This window comes from Microbacterium sp. H37-C3 (assembly GCF_027157935.1).
In the GTDB taxonomy this organism is placed as follows: domain Bacteria; phylum Actinomycetota; class Actinomycetes; order Actinomycetales; family Microbacteriaceae; genus Microbacterium; species Microbacterium plantarum.
In genome coordinates this window covers 17,280-35,394 of the sequence record NZ_JAPVLR010000002.1, presented here as the reverse complement: position 1 = coordinate 35,394, position 18,115 = coordinate 17,280, and the positions used below count along the sequence as shown (strand labels likewise).

At 70.6% G+C, this 18,115-nt stretch carries 18 protein-coding genes; 8 read left to right on the top strand and 10 right to left on the bottom strand.

What is annotated here, in order from left to right:
• Positions 1 to 74 precede the first annotated feature (74 nt).
• The 3 genes from O1W71_RS05215 to O1W71_RS05205 are packed head-to-tail and all read left to right on the top strand — an operon-like array spanning position 75 to position 4,488.
• Positions 75 to 1,277 carry an LLM class flavin-dependent oxidoreductase gene (locus O1W71_RS05215; protein WP_269266830.1) on the top strand — a complete coding sequence of 401 codons (1,203 nt, stop codon included), beginning with the start codon at positions 75 to 77 and terminating at the stop codon, positions 1,275 to 1,277.
• Positions 1,278 to 1,321: 44 nt separating this feature from the next.
• Positions 1,322 to 2,602, top strand: coding sequence for an NtaA/DmoA family FMN-dependent monooxygenase (locus tag O1W71_RS05210; protein WP_269266829.1), 1,281 nt, complete (start codon positions 1,322 to 1,324; stop codon positions 2,600 to 2,602).
• Positions 2,599 to 4,488, top strand: a complete 1,890-nt coding sequence (locus O1W71_RS05205; protein WP_269266828.1) for an FAD/NAD(P)-binding protein — start codon at positions 2,599 to 2,601, stop codon at positions 4,486 to 4,488. Before O1W71_RS05210 ends, O1W71_RS05205 begins: the two co-directional genes overlap by 4 nt.
• Before the next feature lie 68 nt (positions 4,489 to 4,556).
• Here the strand turns inward: O1W71_RS05205 and O1W71_RS05200 are convergent, their stop codons facing one another.
• The 5 genes from O1W71_RS05200 to O1W71_RS05180 all read right to left on the bottom strand — a co-directional run bounded on the left by O1W71_RS05200 (position 4,557) and on the right by O1W71_RS05180 (position 10,218).
• Positions 4,557 to 6,164, bottom strand: a complete 1,608-nt coding sequence (locus tag O1W71_RS05200) for a molybdopterin-dependent oxidoreductase (protein WP_269266827.1) — start codon at positions 6,162 to 6,164, stop codon at positions 4,557 to 4,559.
• A 124-nt stretch (positions 6,165 to 6,288) separates the two neighbouring features.
• Positions 6,289 to 7,341, bottom strand: coding sequence for a GNAT family N-acetyltransferase (locus O1W71_RS05195; RefSeq protein WP_269266826.1), 1,053 nt, complete (start codon positions 7,339 to 7,341; stop codon positions 6,289 to 6,291).
• Between the two features lie 47 nt (positions 7,342 to 7,388).
• Complete coding sequence (locus O1W71_RS05190; protein WP_269266825.1) at positions 7,389 to 8,381, bottom strand: ABC transporter substrate-binding protein; 993 nt, start codon at positions 8,379 to 8,381, stop codon at positions 7,389 to 7,391.
• A gap of 59 nt (positions 8,382 to 8,440) precedes the next feature.
• Positions 8,441 to 9,208 (bottom strand): amino acid ABC transporter ATP-binding protein, encoded by a 768-nt coding sequence (locus O1W71_RS05185; protein ID WP_269266824.1) that lies wholly within the window; start codon positions 9,206 to 9,208, stop codon positions 8,441 to 8,443.
• The gene (locus tag O1W71_RS05180; protein WP_269266823.1) at positions 9,205 to 10,218 is read right to left on the bottom strand and encodes an amino acid ABC transporter permease; all 1,014 of its coding nucleotides are present in this window, start codon (positions 10,216 to 10,218) and stop codon (positions 9,205 to 9,207) included. The genes O1W71_RS05185 and O1W71_RS05180 overlap by 4 nt, the downstream gene beginning before the upstream one ends.
• A 156-nt stretch (positions 10,219 to 10,374) precedes the next feature.
• On the opposite strand from O1W71_RS05180, the gene O1W71_RS05175 reads away from it, so the two are divergent.
• Entirely contained in the window at positions 10,375 to 11,007 is a 633-nt protein-coding gene (locus tag O1W71_RS05175; RefSeq protein WP_269266822.1) for a LysE family translocator, read from the top strand.
• Between the two features lie 72 nt (positions 11,008 to 11,079).
• On the opposite strand, the gene O1W71_RS05170 is transcribed toward O1W71_RS05175, so the two are convergent.
• Both O1W71_RS05170 and O1W71_RS05165 read right to left on the bottom strand, forming a co-directional pair.
• Positions 11,080 to 12,426: an HNH endonuclease signature motif containing protein gene (locus tag O1W71_RS05170; protein WP_269266821.1), complete on the bottom strand. Its 1,347-nt coding sequence runs from the start codon at positions 12,424 to 12,426 to the stop codon at positions 11,080 to 11,082.
• 108 nt (positions 12,427 to 12,534) lie between these two features.
• Entirely contained in the window at positions 12,535 to 13,275 is a 741-nt protein-coding gene (locus O1W71_RS05165) for a GNAT family N-acetyltransferase (RefSeq protein WP_269266820.1), read from the bottom strand.
• 181 nt (positions 13,276 to 13,456) lie between these two features.
• Between O1W71_RS05165 and O1W71_RS05160 the strand changes: the two genes are divergently transcribed.
• Positions 13,457 to 14,173, top strand: a complete 717-nt coding sequence (locus O1W71_RS05160; protein WP_269266819.1) for a Pr6Pr family membrane protein — start codon at positions 13,457 to 13,459, stop codon at positions 14,171 to 14,173.
• On the opposite strand, the gene map is transcribed toward O1W71_RS05160, so the two are convergent.
• Positions 14,157 to 14,927 (bottom strand): type I methionyl aminopeptidase, encoded by a 771-nt coding sequence (gene map / locus O1W71_RS05155; protein WP_269266818.1) that lies wholly within the window; start codon positions 14,925 to 14,927, stop codon positions 14,157 to 14,159. The genes O1W71_RS05160 and map overlap by 17 nt on opposite strands.
• Positions 14,928 to 14,985: 58 nt before the next feature.
• Between map and O1W71_RS05150 the strand changes: the two genes are divergently transcribed.
• Positions 14,986 to 15,252, top strand: a complete 267-nt coding sequence (locus tag O1W71_RS05150; RefSeq protein WP_094261289.1) for a helix-turn-helix transcriptional regulator — start codon at positions 14,986 to 14,988, stop codon at positions 15,250 to 15,252.
• Between the two features lie 67 nt (positions 15,253 to 15,319).
• Here O1W71_RS05150 and O1W71_RS05145 read toward each other — a convergent pair whose 3' ends face one another.
• Positions 15,320 to 15,811: an FBP domain-containing protein gene (locus O1W71_RS05145; RefSeq protein ID WP_112615653.1), complete on the bottom strand. Its 492-nt coding sequence runs from the start codon at positions 15,809 to 15,811 to the stop codon at positions 15,320 to 15,322.
• A gap of 322 nt (positions 15,812 to 16,133) precedes the next feature.
• Here O1W71_RS05145 and O1W71_RS05140 point away from each other — a divergent pair, with 322 nt between their 5' ends.
• The gene (locus O1W71_RS05140; RefSeq protein WP_269266817.1) at positions 16,134 to 16,817 is read left to right on the top strand and encodes a hypothetical protein; all 684 of its coding nucleotides are present in this window, start codon (positions 16,134 to 16,136) and stop codon (positions 16,815 to 16,817) included.
• Between the two features lie 81 nt (positions 16,818 to 16,898).
• Positions 16,899 to 17,585, top strand: coding sequence for a phosphatase PAP2 family protein (locus O1W71_RS05135; protein ID WP_269266816.1), 687 nt, complete (start codon positions 16,899 to 16,901; stop codon positions 17,583 to 17,585).
• On the opposite strand, the gene O1W71_RS05130 is transcribed toward O1W71_RS05135, so the two are convergent.
• Complete coding sequence (locus O1W71_RS05130) at positions 17,530 to 17,976, bottom strand: hypothetical protein (RefSeq protein WP_269266815.1); 447 nt, start codon at positions 17,974 to 17,976, stop codon at positions 17,530 to 17,532. The two genes, O1W71_RS05135 and O1W71_RS05130, sit on opposite strands and share 56 nt — an antisense overlap.
• Positions 17,977 to 18,115: the final 139 nt, after the last annotated feature.

The following is an 18,115-nucleotide window of genomic DNA, read 5'->3' as shown; positions in this document are numbered from 1 at the left end:
ACCCCTGTTACGACAGGTGTCGCCGGATGACGCGCGGCCTTGGCACCGCTCGGGGCGAGGTCGACAGTGGGCTCATGTCTCACCGCATCCATCTCGCCGTCGCTCTCGAGCGGGCCGGCTGGCACCCCGCCGCGTGGCGGGCGTCCGCCCTCTCGCCGCGGGAGTTCGCCACACCGCGTCACTGGGCCGACCAGGTGCGGCTGCTCGACCGGGCCGGCGTCACGTTCGCGACCATCGAGGACGCCCTCTCGCTGACCGACCGCTTCGAGGACGCGAACGACCCCGACCCCGGGCGTCTGCACGGGCGGATCGACGCGGTGCTGCTGGCCTCGGCCCTCGCGCCGCTCACGCACCGGATCGGCCTGATCCCGACCGTCACGACGACGCACACCGAGCCGTTCCACGTCGCCACCGGCATCCAGACGCTCGACATCGCCAGTCGCGGACGCGCCGGCGTGCGGCTCGTCGTCGGCGGGTCGGCCGCCGAGCGCGCGAACTTCGGGCGGCGCGACGAGATCGATCTCGAGACCGGGTTCCGCGAGGCGGGCGAGGTCGCCGACGCGATCGGGCGCCTGTGGGACTCGTGGGAGGACGACGCGATCATCCGGGATGCCGCGAGCGGGCGCTTCGTCGACGCCGACCGCATCCACAACATCGACTTCGCGGGCGAGTTCTTCTCGATCACCGGCGCGTCGATCGTGCCCCGCTCGCCCCAGGGCCGCCCGATCATCTCGGTGCTCGCGCACCAGACCGTGCCGTTCCGCCTTGCGGCCGAGCACGCCGATGTCGTGTTCATCACACCCCACGATGCGGCCGCGGCGACCGGCATCCTCGCCGAGCTCGACGGAGCAGCCGCCGAGCTGCGCCGCGCTCGCGAGCGGCTGCGAGTGTTAGCCGACGTGATCGTGCTGATCGAGGAAACCTCGACCGCCGCCCGCGAGGCCCTCGCGCGGCTCGACGACCTGGCCGGGGCCGAGTTCCGCTCCGACGCGCGCATCGTCGCCGGCACGCCGACCGAGGTCGCCGAGCACCTCCGCGCCCTCGCCGAGACCGGCGTCGACGGCGTGCGGCTGCGTCCCGCACGTCAGCCCGACGACGTCGTCGCGATCGCGGAACGGCTCGCTCCGCTGCTGCGCGCGACCCGCGTGCTGCGCGACGACGATGCGGCCACCCTGCGCGGCCGGCTCGGCCTGCCGCGGCCCGCCAGCCGGTACGCCGCCCCGACGCACGATTCTGCCCCCGAGTCCACCCCGACACGAGAGAAGGTCGCCCTGTGAGCCGTTCGCCCCGTCAGATCCACCTGGCTGCACACTTCCCTGGCGTGAACAGCACGACGGTCTGGACCGACCCCGCCTCGGGAAGCCAGATCGACTTCGCGGCATTCGAGTACTTCGCCCGCACGGCCGAGCGCGGCTTCTTCGACTATGTCTTCCTCGCTGAGGGCCTGCGGCTGCGCGAGCACAAGGGCCGCGTGCACGAGCTCGACGTGCTCGGACGGCCCAACACCCTCGCGATCCTCGCCGCGCTCACCGCGGTCACCGATCACGTGGGTCTCGTCGGCACGCTGAGCACGACGTTCAATGAGCCGTACGAGCTCGCCCGCCAGCTCGCGACGCTTGACCACCTGTCCGGTGGCCGCGCCGGCTGGAACGCCGTGACGAGCTCCGACGCCTTCCATGGCGCGAACTTCCGCCGCGGCGGGTTCCTCGACCACGCCGATCGGTACGAGCGCGCGAAGGAGTTCGCCGCGCTGTCGAAGAAGCTCTGGGACTCGTGGGACGAGGGCGATGCGCTGCCGCGCCGCATCCGTCATTCCGGCCCGCAGTTCGACGTCGACGCCCTCTTCGATGTACCCCGCTCGCCGCAGGGGCGCCCGGTGATCGTGCAGGCCGGCGACTCGGCCGACGGGCGCGACTTCGGGGCCGAGCACGCGGAGGTCATCTTCTCGCTGCACCAGGACTTCGACGCCGCCCGGGTGTTCTACGACGACGTCAAGGGGCGCCTCACCGCCTGGGGTCGCGACGAGGACTCGCTGAAGATCCTGCCCGCCGCGACCTTCGTCATCGGCGACACGGATGCCGAGGCACGCGAGCGGTCGCGTGAGATCGCTCTGCAGCAGGTGCGGCCCGAGCAGGCGCTGACCTACCTCGAGCAGGTGTGGGGTCGCGACCTCAGCGACTACGACCCCGACGGTCCGCTGCCCGACGTCGAGCCCGACACCGGCTCGGAGACCGCGCGCGGCTGGGCGAATCGCCACAGAGCCGTGCAAGCGCGCATCGCGTCGCTGCGGGAGCTCTCCGAGGCCGAGGGGCTGAGCGTGCGCGAGCTCGTCATCCGGCTGACGGCGAAGCACACGTTCGTGGGCACGCCCGAGCACATCGCGGGCGAGATCGACCGCTACGTGCAGGAGCGGGCGACCGACGGCTTCACCGTCGTCGGCCACCTGACCCCCCACGGCCTCGACGAGTTCGCCACGCGCGTGGTGCCGCTGCTGCAGGAACGTGGGTCGTACCGCGACGCGTACGACGAGGGCGCGACGCTTCGCGATCTGCTGGGGCTGCCGGCCACCGTGCCCACGGCCCCGGCGTCCGTGCCGGCGTGAGCGTGCATCGGCTCGTCTTCGTCGGCGCCGGCCCGCGCGCGATCATGCTCCTCGAGCGGATCATCGCGCGGTTCGGTGCCGCGACGGGCACGGCGGATGCGCGCGCGGTCGGTGCTCCGCGCCTGCACGTCGAGCTGATCGACCCGCATCCGCCGGGAGCCGGCCGCATCTGGCGGCGAGCGCAATCGCCGCTGCTGAAGCTCAACTCCATGGCGCGCGACGTGACGGTCTTCACCGATGACAGCTGCGTCATCGACGGGCCGATCCGTCCGGGCCCCTCGCTCATCGAATGGGCCGAGCTCTGGCGCAGCGGTGAGCTGGCGGCGTCCGGCCGGGGCATCGACATCGACGACGAGGTGGCCGCGGCCGAGGCGCGCGGGCTGCGCGGCGACAGTTTTCCCACCCGACGACTGCACAGCTACTACCTGGAGTGGTTCTTCCGGCGCACGGTCGCCGAGGCACCGGCCGGCGTCACGGTGCGCTGGCGCCGCGACACGGTGGTGAGCGTGAGTCCGGAGAACCGGGTGGCCCTGGCGAGCGGGCTCGAGCTCGACGCCGACGACGTGGTCTTCGCGCTCGGTCACACCGGTCGCGAACCGGATGCCGCCACCGCCGGCCTCATCGCCGGAGCGCGCCGCGAGCGGCTGCATTACGTACCGCCCGCCTTCACGGCCGACGCCGACCTCTCGCAGCTCGGGGCAGGTGACGACGTCATCGTGCGCGGGATGGGTCTGGCCGCAGTCGACCTCGTCGTGCTGCTCACGCAGGGGCGTGGCGGACGCTTCGTCGACGACGGCGACGGGCTGCGGTACGTGCCGTCGGGGCGCGAGCCCAGCCTGCATCTCGGGTCGCGCCGGGGTGTGCCCTACCGTTCCAAGGTGTCGTCGACCGTACAGGGAGACGCGCCGCAGCGCGAGGTGCTGACGCCCGCGGCGATCGCCGAGCTGGTGGCCCGCCCCGGTCTCATCGACTTCGAGGCGGATGTCTGGCCGCTCATCGCGGGCGAGCTACTCCACGGCCACTACCGCGAGCTGTTCACCGGGCATCCCGACCGCGTCGTCGGCGACTGGGAGACGTTCCGCTCGGTGCTGCAGTCGCACGCGTGGGACGACCCCGCCCTCCTCGCCGCGATCGCGGCGAGGGTGCCCGACCCGCTCGACCGGTTCGACGTCGCGTCACTCGACCGTCCGCTGGCCGCGGCGACCTTCACCGAGCGCGACGACGCGCACGAACGGGTGCGCGAGCACATCGTCACGGACCTGCATCTGCGCACGTCGCCGAAGCGCAGCGCCGCGCAGGGCGTCTTCCTCGCGGCGTTGTTATCGTTCCTCGCGCTTGCCGAAATCCCCGCCGATCGGTGGAACGAGCACTCGCGCACGCAGTCGTTGCCGGGCCGGTGGCACACCTTCTTCAGCTACGTCGCGAGCGGCCCGCCCGCGCATCGCCTCGAGGAGCTCCTCGCCCTCGCCGATGCCGGGGTCGTCCGCTTCCTCGGACCCGAGATCGATGTCCGCATCGATCCCGAGCGCGGCTTCGTCGCCTCCAGCCGCCGAGTCCCGGGCGAGACCGTCGCGCGCAGCCTCGTCGACGCGTGGCTGCCCGGGCCGGGAGCTGCCGTGAGCGAGAACCCCGTGCTGCGGGCGCTGGCCCGTCAGCAGGGGTCGGAGGTACGGGTGCTGACCGATGCCGACGGCCGTGTGCTGCAGCCGGACGGTTCGCCGACGGCATCCGTCTTCGCGCTCGGCCCCTTCACGTCGCTGCCCGAGAGCGGCGCCTTCACCCGTCCGGCGTCGAACGCGCTCTCGATCCGTCAGACAGATCGCACGGCCGGAGCGATCGTCGACGCCGTCCTCGGCGCGGCTACGCCGCTCGCCCGCCTGGCCTAGCCCCCGCATCCCCCTCCCCGTCCGTCGACTCGCCACGAATGGCGAGTGCGGGTGGGGGGCCGGTCCGGTCAGGCCGAGACCGTCACCAGAACGCGCTGCCAGCCGCTCGAGCCGTCGGGGGCGATCGGAGCGCGCTCCTCGATCTGCGTGTCACCGTCCTTGTTGACCGCGCGCACCTCGACGTAGTGGGTTCCCGCCTCGGCCTGCCACTCGAGCATCCACTGCACCCAGGTGTCGGCGTTGATCGGGGTCGAGAGCGTCGCTGCCTGCCAGTCGCCGTCGTCGATGCGGACCTCGACACGTTCGATGCCCACGGTCTGAGCCCAGGCCATTCCCGCGATCGCGACGGTTCCCGCGGCCACCGGGGTGCCCGTGCGCGGCGTGTCGATGCGGGAAGAGAACTTGATCGGCGCTTCGGCCGCGTAGCCGCGCGGGGTCCAGTACGCCTCATCGGCCTCGAACGTCGTGACCTTGAGCTCGGTGACCCACTTCGTCGCGGAGACGTAGCCGTACAAGCCGGGAACGACCATGCGCACGGGGAACCCGTGCTCGAGCGGAAGCGGCTCGCCGTTCATCTTCACGGCGAAGATCGCGTCGCGCGCATCGTCGGTCAAAGCTTCCAGCGGGGTGGATGCCGTGTAGCCGTCGACGCTCTTCGAGAGCACCATGTCGGCGCCCGACTGCGGGCCCGCCATGCGCAGGATGTCGCGGATCGGGACGCCCTGCCAGATGGCGTTGCCCACCAGCCCGCCGCCGACCTCGTTCGAGACGCAGGTGAGCGTGACCGCATACTCGTCGAGGCCCATGCCGACGAGGTCCTCGAAGCTCAGCTCGACGCGCTGATCGACCATGCCGTCGATGACGAGGCGCCACGTGTTCGGGTCGACCGACGGCACGGTGAGCGCCGTGTCGACGCGGTAGAAGTCCGCGTTCGGGGTGATGAGCGGTGAGATGCCCTCGACCTCGAGCTCGGCGCCGTCGGGAATCGTGACCGTCGACCGGGGTTCGGGGATGCGCAACTCACGGCGGAGGGCGTCGACCGAGGCCGTCGTCGCATTGAGCAGGCGGGCTCCGACGCCGACGATGACGGCTGCGAGGCCCACGCCTCCCGTCGCGACGAGGAACGATCGACGACCGAGGCCGCGCTGCTCGGGCGCCGGGGCGGCGGGAGTGTCGGCGTCCGCGGCATCCGTGGCGCCGACCCAGCGCCGCAGGCGCGTGATGAGGAGGACGAGGACGAATACCCCGACCAGCGTTCCGATCACGGGCGGAACGAAGGCCAGGGGGCTGGCTCCGGTGCGGGTGATGATGGCGGCGGTCGAGATCACCCCGGCGAGGGCGATGACGATGACGCCGAACGGCCGCACGAAGAACTGCAGGATGCCGGCGATCGCGGCGGCGATCACGACGGCGAGCGCGAGGCTGCCGAGCAGGACGATCTTGTCGGCCGAGCCGAAGGTCGCGATCGCGAACTCCTTGAGCGGCTGCGGCACGATGTCGATGACGAAGGCGCCCACCGCGAGGATCGGGCTGCTCTCGCGCGCGACGAGGAGCGCGATCAGCTCGGCGACGGCGAGGAAGGCGGCCGCGCTGACGATGCCCGCGAGGGCGCTCCACAGGCCCCAGACCCAGCGCCGGCTTTTCGCCTGGTTCGCGGATGCGGTCGATTTCGCCATCGCTGTCGCCTCTCGATCGGCAGATCACTCGTACCGTGCATAGTTCTTCGTCGCCGAGCCCGCAATGGATGGAAATCCGGCGGAAACGGTACGTGCTCGGCGCCGGGGGTGGGCGGGGGTGGGGCTACAGGAGTTTCGCGAAGCAGCGGGAGAACGCGTACTCGGTGTACGGGGAGTAGATCGGGATCGGCGTGTAGCCGAGACGCTCGTACAGCTCGACGGCGTCATGCTGGCGGTCGCCGGTCTGCAGGATGACGCGGCGAGCGCCTCGGTCGCGGGCGACGCGCTCGAGCTCCGCGACCAGGGCGCGGCTCGCGCCGAGACCGCGCGCCCGGGGATGGACGTACACGCGTTTGATCTCGAGATCGCGGATGCCGTCGTGCTCGAGGTCGCGCAGCGCGCCGTGGCCGACGGCTTCGCCCGCGGCATCCGTCACGAGCACCGTCGCCACGATCGTCGCGGGGTCGAGGGCGAAGGCTCGGGCCGAGCGGGCGGCGGCCTCGGGGTCGGCGTCGTCGAACCGGTCGGCGTACCGAGGACCGACCTCGCGGTCCATCTCGGCGCGCAGCGCCTCGCCACGCGGGTCACCGTAATCGATGTGCTCGAAGAGCCACGTCGCGGCCGAACCGCCGGCCGAGGCTCGGGCCGACGTAGACGGCTCCGGCGCGAGGTCGTATCCGAACGCGAGCAGGTCGACGAAACGGCCCGGCTCGACCTCGATCCGCCCCTCCCGCTCGGGCAGGCGCGTGAAGCCGAGCTTGGCGTACAGGGCGTGGGCGGCCGTCATCTCGGGCCCGCTGTTCATGACGACGCGATGCGATCCGCGCTGCCGGGCGAGTTCGATGACGTGCCGGGTGAGCGCCTCGCCGACACCGCGACCCCGGGCCTCGGGGGCGACGGCGAGCTGGCGGAAGTCCGTCTCACCGGGTCGCGCGACGCCGGCGAGCGGACGGTTGGGCCGAGCGACCCAGACGGTTCCGAGGATCCCGCCGTCATCCACCGCCACCCACACATCTCCGATCCGCACGCGGGCGGCGACGTCCCTCAGCGAGTCGAGGTACTGCTCCGAGAGCCGGTCGTAGCTGTGCTGGTAGGCGCGCGCGGTCAGCTCGCCCGCCCGAGCGAATTCCTCGGTGCGGACGAGCCGGATGGTGAGCGCTGTCGCGGTCGATGTCACGAGGCGACGCTACCTTTCACCGCGACCTGTTCACGACGCATACCCGTTCACGACGCGGGGAGTCCGGGCGGATTGATCTCGCTCTCCTCGATGCGCTCCGACTCGAGGCCCCACGTCTCGAGGACCTCGTCGTACTGGCCGCCCTCGATGATGGCGTTGATCGCGATCGACACCGGCTCGATCAGGCCGTTGTCCTTGGCGGTCGCCGCGGCGATGTTGGCGGTCTGCGGCCAGCCGCCGGGCACGAGGCCGACGAGCTTGGTGTCGCCGGTCTCCCGGGCCGACCAGGCCGAGGTTGCGTTGGGGCCGAAGGTCGCGTCGACGCGGCCGGACTGCAGTGCGAGGACGGCGGCGGCGTTGTCGTCGTAGTACTGCAGCTCGGCGGGAGCCTCGCCGGCAGCTTCGAGCTCCTCGTTCCAGGCGAGCAGCACCTGCTCCTGGTTGGTGCCCGAGCCGACGACGATCTTCAGACCGGAGATGTCGGCGGCCTCTTCGATCTTGTCGATGTCGCTGTCGGCGCGGACGTAGAAGCCGAGCAGGTCCTCGCGGTAGCTCGCGAAGTCGTAGAGCTCCTTGCGCTCTTCCGTGACGGTGACGTTCGAGGTGATGAGGTCGTATTTGCCCGACTGGATGCCGAGGGGCCAGTCGGCCCATGCGACGACCACCGGGTTGTACTCGAGGCCGAGCGCTTCGGCGATGAGCGAGCCGATGTTCGGCTCGGTGCCGGCGGCCTGTGTCTCGCCCTCGGGGATGTAGCCGAGCGGCGGCAGGTAAGCGGAGTGCGCGACCGTCAGCTTCCCCTCTTCGACGGGCTCGAACCCGCTCGCCTCGAGGGCGGCGACGGCCTCGGCGACGGGTTCGTCGAGGTGCACCCAGTGGATGTCGTCGGTCGCGACGTTAGCCGTGGCGGGTGCGGGCGCCGCGGCCTCGGCTTCGGCGGGTCGGTTGAGGTTCACGGCGGCGACGATGCCGCCGACGATCGCCGCGACCGCGACGACGCCGAGTCCGGCGGCGATGCCCTGCTTCTTACTGATGGCCATGCTGTTGGGTCTCTCTCGAAAAGTGGGGTGCGGGTGGAGGGGTGGGATGGGATGGGATGTCAGGCGAGGACCTTGGCGAGGAACTCCTGCACGCGGGGGTGCTTCGGCGCGACGAGCACCTCGGCGGGCGGGCCCTGCTCGATGATCCGGCCGCCGTCGAGGAAGACGACGCGGTCGGCGACCTCGCGGGCGAAGCCGATCTCGTGGGTCACGATGATGAGCGTCGTCCCGAGCTGCGCCAGGTCGCGGATGACGTCGAGCACCTCGCCGACGAGTTCGGGGTCCAGCGCGCTCGTCGGCTCGTCGAACAGGATCACCTTGGGCTTCAGAGCCAGCGCTCGCGCGATGGCAACGCGCTGCTGCTGCCCGCCGGAGAGCTGGCGGGGGTAGTGACCGGCCTTGTCGCCGAGCCCGACGCGGTCGAGCAGTCCGAGCGCGAGCTCGCGGGCGTCGTCCTTCGAGAGGCGCCCGAGCGCGATCGGCGCCTCGGTGACGTTCTCGAGGGCGGTGAGGTGGGGGAAGAGGTTGAAGTTCTGGAAGACGATCCCGATCTGGGTGCGGCGTTCGAGCACGGCCTTCTCGCGCAGCTCGTAGAGCTTGCCGTTCCGCTGCTCGTAGCCGATGAACTCGCCGTCGACCGTGACCGATCCGCGGTCGACCGTCTCGAGGTGGTTGATGGTGCGCAGCAGCGTCGACTTGCCCGAGCCGCTCGCGCCGAGCATCGCGACGACCTCGCCCGGCTGGACCGTGAGGTCGATGCCGCCGAGCACCTCGACTCCGGCGTAGCTCTTGTGGACGTTGTGGATCTCGACGAGACCGATGGTCATGACTTTCCTCCGGGTGCGAGGGGGCGGGGTGCCGGCGCGTCGTCGCCGAGGCGGGCCCACTGCGTAGCGATCCAGCGGCGCGCGCGCTGGACGGGCGTGGGTGGCAGAACCCGCACGGATCCCCGCGCGTAGTGACGCTCGATGTAGTACTGCAGGATGCTGAGCACCGTGGTGATGATCGTGTACCAGACCACCGCGACGAGCAGCAGCGGGATGACGCGGCTGTTGCGGTTGTAGATCACCTGCACCGCGTAGAACAGCTCGGGGATCGCGATCACGAACAGCACCGAGGTGCCCTTGACGAGGCCGATCACCTCGTTCGTGGCGTTGGGGATGATCGATCGCATGGCCTGCGGCAGCACGATGCGGCTGAGTCGGCGACGCGGCGGGATGCCGAGGGCCGCGGCCGCCTCGAGCTGGCCCTGGTCGACCGAGAGCAGGCCGCCGCGGATGATCTCGGCGGAGTAGGCCGCCTGGTGCAGGCTCAGGCCGAGCACGCCCGCCGCGAACGCGCTGATGAGCTGCACCGTCGGGAACTCGACGATCCAGAAGTCGGTCGTGAAGGGGGTGCCCAGCCCGAGCGTCGGATACAGGTAGCCGAGGTTGTACCAGACGACCAGCTGTACGACGAGGGGGACCGAGCGGAAGAACCAGATGAAGCTCCACGCCGCGGCGTTCAGCAGCGGCGACTTGGCGAGCCGAGCCAGCGCCAGCACCGTCCCGAGCAGGAATCCGATCGTCGCCGACACCGCCGTGTAGACGAGGGTGAGGCCGAGTCCCTGCAGCACCGGGTCGGAGAAGAAGTACTGCGCGAAGTAGCCCCACTCGTAGTTCTCGTTCGTCACGAGCGACCACAGGAACTGTGCGACGACGAACACGATGATCGCGGCGATCGCCCACCGGAACCAGTGCCGCGTGCGGACGACGGGGATGTCGCCGAGGTCGACGCGCTGCGCGGTCGGCGCAGTGTCGCCGACGCTGCGGTCGACGCGCGAGACGGTGTCGGTCATGCGGATCTCCTCGAAACGGCGCGGATGCAGCGGATGCTGCGGATCGCCCGACAGTAGAGCGGCGCGGGCGCCGCTGTCGCGGCGCCGCCACACACGGCGACACGCACGGAGACATGGCGTAATACAGGCGACTCCTCGGGCCGATAGCGTTCGTTCGTGATCCCGTTCGAGAACCTGCTGGCGTTCCTCCTCGCGGCTGTCGTCATCATCGTGATCCCAGGCCCCGGTGTGCTGTTCGTCATCGGCCGATCGATCGCCCTCGGGCGTCGCGCCGGCGTGCTGAGCGTGCTCGGAAACGCGCTCGGGAACGTCCCTGCCCTGCTCGCGGTGGCGTTCGGGGTCGGCGCGATCGTCGCGTCGTCGGTCGCCGCTTTCACGGTCATCAAGATCGTCGGCGCCGCGTATCTCGTGTGGCTCGGGGTGCAGGCGATCCGCCACCGTCACGCGCACGTGCGCACGCCCTCGAATGTGCGTACGTCGCCGATGCGCCTGCTTGCTCAGGGGTTCGTCGTCGGTGTGTCGAACCCGAAGACGATCGCGTTCTTCGTGGCTGCTCTCCCGCAGTTCGTCGCCCCCGACGCTGGTCCGATCTGGATGCAGCTCCTCGCGCTCGGCCTGATCTTCCAGGTGCTCGCCGTGGTGAGCGACAGCCTGTGGGCGCTCGCGGCGGGAACGGCCCGCGCGTGGTTCGCCACCTCACCGCGCCGCATGGCGACGCTCGCAAGCGCGGGAGGCGTGATGATGATCGGGCTTGGCGGAACTCTCGCGTTCGCGGGCGCGAAGGGCTGACGACGTCGCGCACCGCGCGAGCGTGGGACTCGGGCTGTGCGCCGGCACGCCATCGAGGGCGCGCGGCTGGCGTCAGAAGGGTGCTGCTTCACCCGGCGGTGGTCCGCCGCGTGTCGCATCCGGTGGCGGATCCGCGGTGTCGATGGTGAAGCACACCGCGGGTATGGGAGCGTCTTCGCGGTAGACCCGGCCGAGGGGTGAGGTCCATTCGAGGACCCCGCCGCCGATCTGTCTGACTTCCCATTTCGTGAATTGCTTCATTGAGTGGTGTCGTTGGCAGAGGTGGGCGAGGTTGAAGATGTGGGTGTGCCCGCCGAGGGCATGGTCGATGGTGTGGTCGAGTTCGCAGCGGATCGCGGCTCGGCGGCATCCCGGGAATCGGCAGTGCTGGTCCCGGGCCATCAGGAGCTTCTTCATCGACGCGGTCGGCCGGTACATGTCGATCTCAACCGGCGTCCGGGTGACGGGGTCGATGAACAGCCGGTCCCACTCGGACACCTGCCCGGCGAGCTCGCGTGCCGTGTCGGCATCGATCAGCGCACCCCCGACGGCTTCGGCGGGGCTCTCGTCACGCCCCATCAGCGTCTCCGCCGTGACCGCGACCTGAACGCGCGCCCGGATCGCGCCGAGCCCACCGGCCCGGTCGGTCCCATACGTCGGATCGACGACCGGCGCCCCGCCGAGGACGAGGTCACCGAGGATGTCGGCGCGCAGCTGATCCATCGTTCGCGTATCGGCCGGCTCGCGTGCGCCGGCGGCATCCGCCCGGGCGTCCTTGACGGACTGTCCCATCTGCGTGAGCCGGTCGAGCATGCCCACCGCGATCACTGTCGGGACGGTCGCGATGACATCCGACATCCCGTCCGTCCCGTGTGAGACCCGCACACACCGCCCGGCGGCGGCTTCGCGGTGCCGGTCGGTGAACGTGCGCTCGTGCAGCCTCTCAGCCAGGGACCGCAGCGCCGGTTTCACCCGGGTGGCGATGTCGCGCTCGCACACCGCGATCGCCGCGACCTCGAACTCGCCCCGCACCTCATCGGGCAGCCCGGTCCCCGCTGTGACGACCGCGTCGACATGGTCGCGGGTGATCCGCCGCTCCTGCCACGCTGAGAACACGGTCGGGTAGTCGTCGACGACCGTCAGCGCATGGTCGATGTCGGCCTGCAGGCGCCTGTCGGTCCGCCGGGCAAGCCCCGCGGCTTCGGCCGCGACCGACCGCAGCTCCATGTCCGACGCCATCCCGCGAACCCCGTCACGACGCGCCTCACGCAACGCGGACCGGCCCAGCTCGGCCAGAGCCCGCACCGAAGCGACATCCGCGTCATGCACCAGCGCGAGCGCCTCGCCGTAAGCCGCGATCGCGGGGCCGTGCGGCGAGACCTCGATCTCGTCCGAGCCGCAACCCCTGTTCGCTGACATGTTCCCATTGTGGCAGTGGGGTCAGACATTCACATCGAACAAATGTACGAAGCGCGAAACTCGTCAGAGCGCACCACTGGGGAGGAATCGCTGAAGGGGAACCGCCGGTCAGGGCACGCGCACGCCCGTGAAGTTCGTCCGCTGCCGCAGCTCGAATCCGAGCTTCTCATAGCCGGCGATCGCGTTCACGTTCGACGCCGCGGCGTGCATCATCGCTCGGCCACCCCGCTGCTGGATGTGGAACGCGACATCCAGCACCAGCCGCGACGCCAGCCCCTGCCGCCGGTACGCCTCGTCGGTTGCGACCGCGCTGATCTCGGTCCATTCGCCCGGCTGCAGTCGCTCGCCCGCCATGGCGATCAGCCGGCCATCGCGCCGGATGCCGATGTACCGGCCGAGCAGGTGGGTGCGCGGCCGGAAGGGACCGGGCCGATTCCGATCGACGAGAGCAAGCATGTCGGCGACATCCGCTTGCCCCAGCTCGACTGCCTCCTCATCCGGTCGCGGCCGGAGGCGGTCCGTCTCGACCAGCTGCACTCCCGCACCACCGAACGTGCGCACCCACCCGTCGGGCAGCGCCGGCCCAGCACCATCACTACCGCCAGCATCCGCGCGCACGGGCCTACTGATGCTGAACTCATTGCCCGAACCCACCACGGTCGTGAGCGAGTCCCACACCGCGGGATCCTCCCACGTGCGCACGCCCACGAAGCCGGCCACGTCGTCGGGATACCGGCGGACGAGGTCGTCGCCGATGGCGAGGTGCGCGTGCGCCCCGGTCAGCGAATGCCATGCGGCGTTATCGCGGACGTCGGAGCCGCCCAGAACAGGAGGGGTGGTGATGGTCATCGGGTTCGTCCTCTCGCGCGCCGCGTGCTGCCTTCGCCGCGGTCGCCGTCGGACCCAACGCGTCGATGCGCCGATCCATGCCCGCGGATGCCGCATCGCGACGCTATCCGTGACCGGACGCGACATCCCGGACCGCCGCCACATGCGTTCACGTACGGCAGTCGAGCGATAGTGTGCCCACGTGCAGAGCTCGAGGCAGGCGACGGTGTGGGCGCTCCTGCGGCTGGCGATGGCCGTCGTCATCCTCGCCGCCGTCATCACCCAGCTGACCGTGTCACTGACGCGAACCGCCGCGTCCGGCGGCGACGTCGCGACCGTGTTCGCGAACTTCTTCAGCTTCTTCACGATCCTCTCGAACGTCATCGCAGCAGTGGTTCTCGCGACGGCGGGCGTCCGGGTACTGATCGGCCGCGCCGGGCCGGAATCATCGCTCGGGCTCTCCGCCGCGCTCACCTGCGCCACGGCGTACATGGTCATCACCGGAGTCGTCTACAACGCACTCCTGCGCGGGATCACGCTCCCGCAGGGATCCGAGCCGGTGCCGTGGTCGAACGAGGTGCTGCACCTGATCGGCCCGATCTTCCTCGTGCTCGACCTGCTGATCGGCGCCCGGCGCCGCGCCCTTCGCTGGCAGGTCGTATGGGTCGTGGTGACGTTCCCGCTGCTGTGGGTGGCCTACACGCTCGTCCGAGGCCCGCTCGTCACGAACCCCACGACGGGCGAGCCGTACTGGTACCCCTACCCGTTCCTGAATCCGAACGGCCCTGGCGGATGGGGGTCGGTCGCGGCGTACGTCGTCGTCATCGCGATCGGCTTCGTCGCCGTCGGCTTCGGAGCAGTGTGGGTCACCCGCCGCCGCGCCCGCGTCCTGCCGACGGAGATCACCGCGGCAGGGTGAGAATCTCGGCCGCTCCGTCGGTGATGGCGATCGTGTGCTCGGTGTGGGCGGTGAGGCATCCGGTCGAGCTGCGGAGCGTCCACCCGTCGGCGTCGGTCACGAGCACGTTCGTGTCTTCCATGACCCACGGCTCGATCGCGATGAGCAGCCCCGGCCGCAGGATGTAGCCCCGCCCCGGCCGCCCGGTATTGGGGATGTGCAGGTCGCCGTGCATCACCGACCCGATGCTGTGCCCGCCGAACTCGGTGTTGATGGAGTATCCGGCACCGGAGAGCACATTGCCGATCGCGCGCGAGATATCGCCCACCCGGTTGCCCGCGCGTGCGACCTCGATGCCGGCGGCGAGGGCGCGTTCGGTCGCGTCGATGAGGGCTGCCGCTCCCTCCGGGCGCCGATTCCCGACGACGAAGCTGATCGCGGCGTCGGCCGCAAGGCCGCCCTTCGTGACGGCGAGGTCGAGCGTGAGGAGGTCCCCGTCGGCGAGGCGGTAGTCGTGCGGCATCCCGTGCAGCACGGCGTCGTTGACCGCCGTGCAGATGTAGTGCCCGAAGGGGCCCCGCCCGAACGACGGCGCGTAGTCGACATAACAGGACGTCGCACCGTTGTCGTCGATGAGCTCGCGCGTCCACTCGTCGATCTCGAGAAGGTTGGTGCCCACCTGCACCCGCGAGCGGATATCGCGGAGGATGCCGCCGACGATGGCCCCCGTCTCGCGGGCGCGATCGACCTCGCGCGGTGTGAAGATCTCGATCATGGTGCGCTCCTCCGGTATATAAATACCGGTCAAACTATACCGCTACGATGAGCGCATGATGGTTCGTCGCGCGCTCACGCCCGAAGCCGTCGAGCGCGGCCGTCGCCTGGGCGCCCAGCTCCGGCGAGCGCGGGGAGACCGGTCGATCACGGAGGTCGCCGCGGCCGCCGGCGTATCACCCGAGACGCTGCGCAAGATCGAGACCGGCCGGCTGGCGACCCCGTCGTTCGCGACCGTCGCCGCCGTCGCCGCGAGCCTCGGCCTGTCGCTCGACGCGCTGGCCGCCGAGGCGCTGCTCACGGACATCGCCTCGACGACGACCTGATCAGCGAGACCGCCGGCGCCCGGCCCCGCCTCGCTGAGGAGAAGCCGGATGCCGGGTGCGGGGCGGCTCAGGCGCCGTCGCGCAGATCGCGGAAGAACGCGTCGACGTTGGCCCGCAGCGTCGCGATGCGGCGATCGCGCGCCGCTGCCGCGTCGAACCCGAGGTAGGGCGGCGGGTCGAGGCGCCGGACGTTCCGCGAGCACTCGAACCCCGAGCACAGGAGCGTCCCGACGGTGTTTCCGGCACGACCGGCCTTGCCCGCCCGCTTCGCGGCGAAGAAGACGACCTCGTTGGGGAGGGTGACATCGCAGCACCACGAGCATTGCGGGCGGGTGCGCGTGGCCTGATCTGCCTGACGCAGCTGCAGGCCGACGGCCTCGCCGTCGACCTCGGCGACGATGAACCCGAGCAGCGGAGTCTTGGGGTCGCGCCACCCGTAGTAGTCACGGGTAGACCAGTCGACGTCCCCGAGGTCGGCGGGGACGACGAGCGAATTGCGCTCGCGGAGCGAGACGTTGATGAACGAGGAGCGGATGGCTTTCGCGGTGAGGGCGAACATGGAAAGGGTCCTGTCTGAGTACGCGTTCGCGCACCACCGTCGCGCCGGCGCCCGGAACGGGCTGCGAGCAGACGGTCGTGAGCGGATCATCCCGGAACGACGGAGTCGTCGCCCGGGACCGGGAGAGCGCGTCGCGGACATGGGTCGACGCGACGCGCGCCGGATCAACCGGCGAGGAGGACGAAGGATGCCGCGACTGTGCCACCGGCGCTGAGCGCGCCGGAGACCCCCTCACGCCCAGAGGGCATCGGCAGACGGACGGTACTCACGCGTCCAGGCTACTCCCTGCACACCGGCCGGTCACCGGCGATAGCATCCACCCGTGACGACGAACGATCGGGGTCGACGGCTCGTCGAACGCGCCAGCGCCCGCCTCGAGGAGCATCATCCCTCCTTCGTGACCTCCCACCCCACGGCCCTCGGCCTGCTGTGGATGATCATCGTGGTCGCCCTGCTCGTCATCTGCGATCTGCTCGGCGGCCCGCACTGGCTGCGCGCGACGCTCACCCTCACGGCAGCACTGCCTCCGCTCGTGGCGACGCTCATCGTCCTGTCACAGACGCCGAGGTCGCACTTGGAGTACGAGCCGTCGATCCTGACCCATTTCTTCGCGCGGTTCCTCGCGCTCTTCAGCGCCTTCGTGTTCTGGCTGGGCTCGGTCGTGATCGGCGGCGCGATCGCGGTGCAGCTCGCCGACGAGAGCGGCACCGACATCGAGACGGCCTGGATCGCCGCCGGTGACCTCTTCGCCCGCATCGTGCCTCCGGTCACCGTGCTGCTCTACTGCGTGCTGATCATCCGCTACGCGAGCTACCTGGTGCGACTGCGCGGATGGTCGGCCGTGCCCACGCGCCACCGCATCCCGGAGCACTTCCTCGCCGACGCGCCGCGCACACGTCAGATCGTGATCGGCCTCGCGCATCCGGGTCTGCTCCTCGCCTCGGGACTGCTGTCGACACTCGTCGCGATCGCACTGACCCTGCGGGCAGAGGCGCTGCTCTCCTGAACGAGGAATACACCTCGGGGAGGATGCGCGTGCGCCTGAGAGCGGATGCCGCGCAGCGGCACGCTTCCTAGCGTTGCTGGGGTGAGCACCGCCATCCCCCGATCGTCGATACTCCCCGTGTCCGCTGTCGCCGTCATCGCGGCGGCCGCACTGCTCATCCCCTGGTGGGGCGTCAGTCTCAGCGTCCTGGCGACGCGCGGGGCGATGACCGCGGGCCTCGCGCTTCCGGCTACCGCGTACCTCTCGGACCTGTTCCTGTCGCTGCTCGCCGTCGGCACGGTCGTCGCGTTGGCCGTCGCGCTGCGAGGCGGGTCACGGCACCGCATCCTCTCGATCGCCGCAGCGGGCGGAGTCGTCATCGCCTACGCGACCAGCGAGATGGTCAAGGTGGCCCTCATGCAGGCACGCCCGTGCACCCGCTGGGCAGCGCTGTCCGCCTGCGACGCCACCGACTACTCCCTCCCCTCGAACCACGCCGTCCTCGCGATGGGCGCGGTCTGGGTCATCGCCGTGGCGGCGCGCCGGACGTGGGCGACGTGGGCGGCCGTGGGCGCAGCGCTCATCGTGCTTTCGGGCCGACTCTTCGAGGGCGCGCACTACCTGCACGACGTCGCCGCCGGCGCTCTGCTGGGTCTCGCCGTGCCCGCGCTGCTGACGATCGTCGGGGTCGCCGTCACCCGAGAACCCCGGGTTTCGCTGCCAGCGCCGGAGATCAGTCGACGGCGGCGCGGACCAGCTCCCGCACGCGACTCTCGACCTGGGGAGTGACCTCGACGATCGCGAACGACGTCGGCCACATCGGCCCGTCGTCGAGCGTCGCCGTCTCGTCGAAGTTGAGCGTCGGGTAGCGAGTGTCGAACTTCGACTTCGGCTGCACGAAGATCACGACCTTCCCGGCGCGCGCGTAGGCGGGGAACCCGTAGAACGTCTTCGGGTCGAGGTCGGATGCCTCCTCCGACACGATCCGGTGGACCATGCGGGCGACCTCGCCGTCGATCCCCTCGAGCGCGTCGATCGCGTCCATGCAGGCCTCGAGCTCCTTCGCGAGCTTCGCGGCGCCCTTCAGACCCTTCGTCGAGCGGAGCTCCTCGGCCCGCTGCTTCATCGCCGCCTTCTCCTCGTCGGAGAACCCGGCACCGCCCGCCGTGCTGTCAGCCATCGCCACCCCTTCCGCGGCCCGCGGCGCGGGCATCACGGACCGATCGTGCCACTCGCGGCGCGTGCTGACCAGGTTCCGGCATCCGGCTTCGCTCGCGACGGCGAACCGCGTCGATCCGGGTACCCGGCCGGCGGCATCC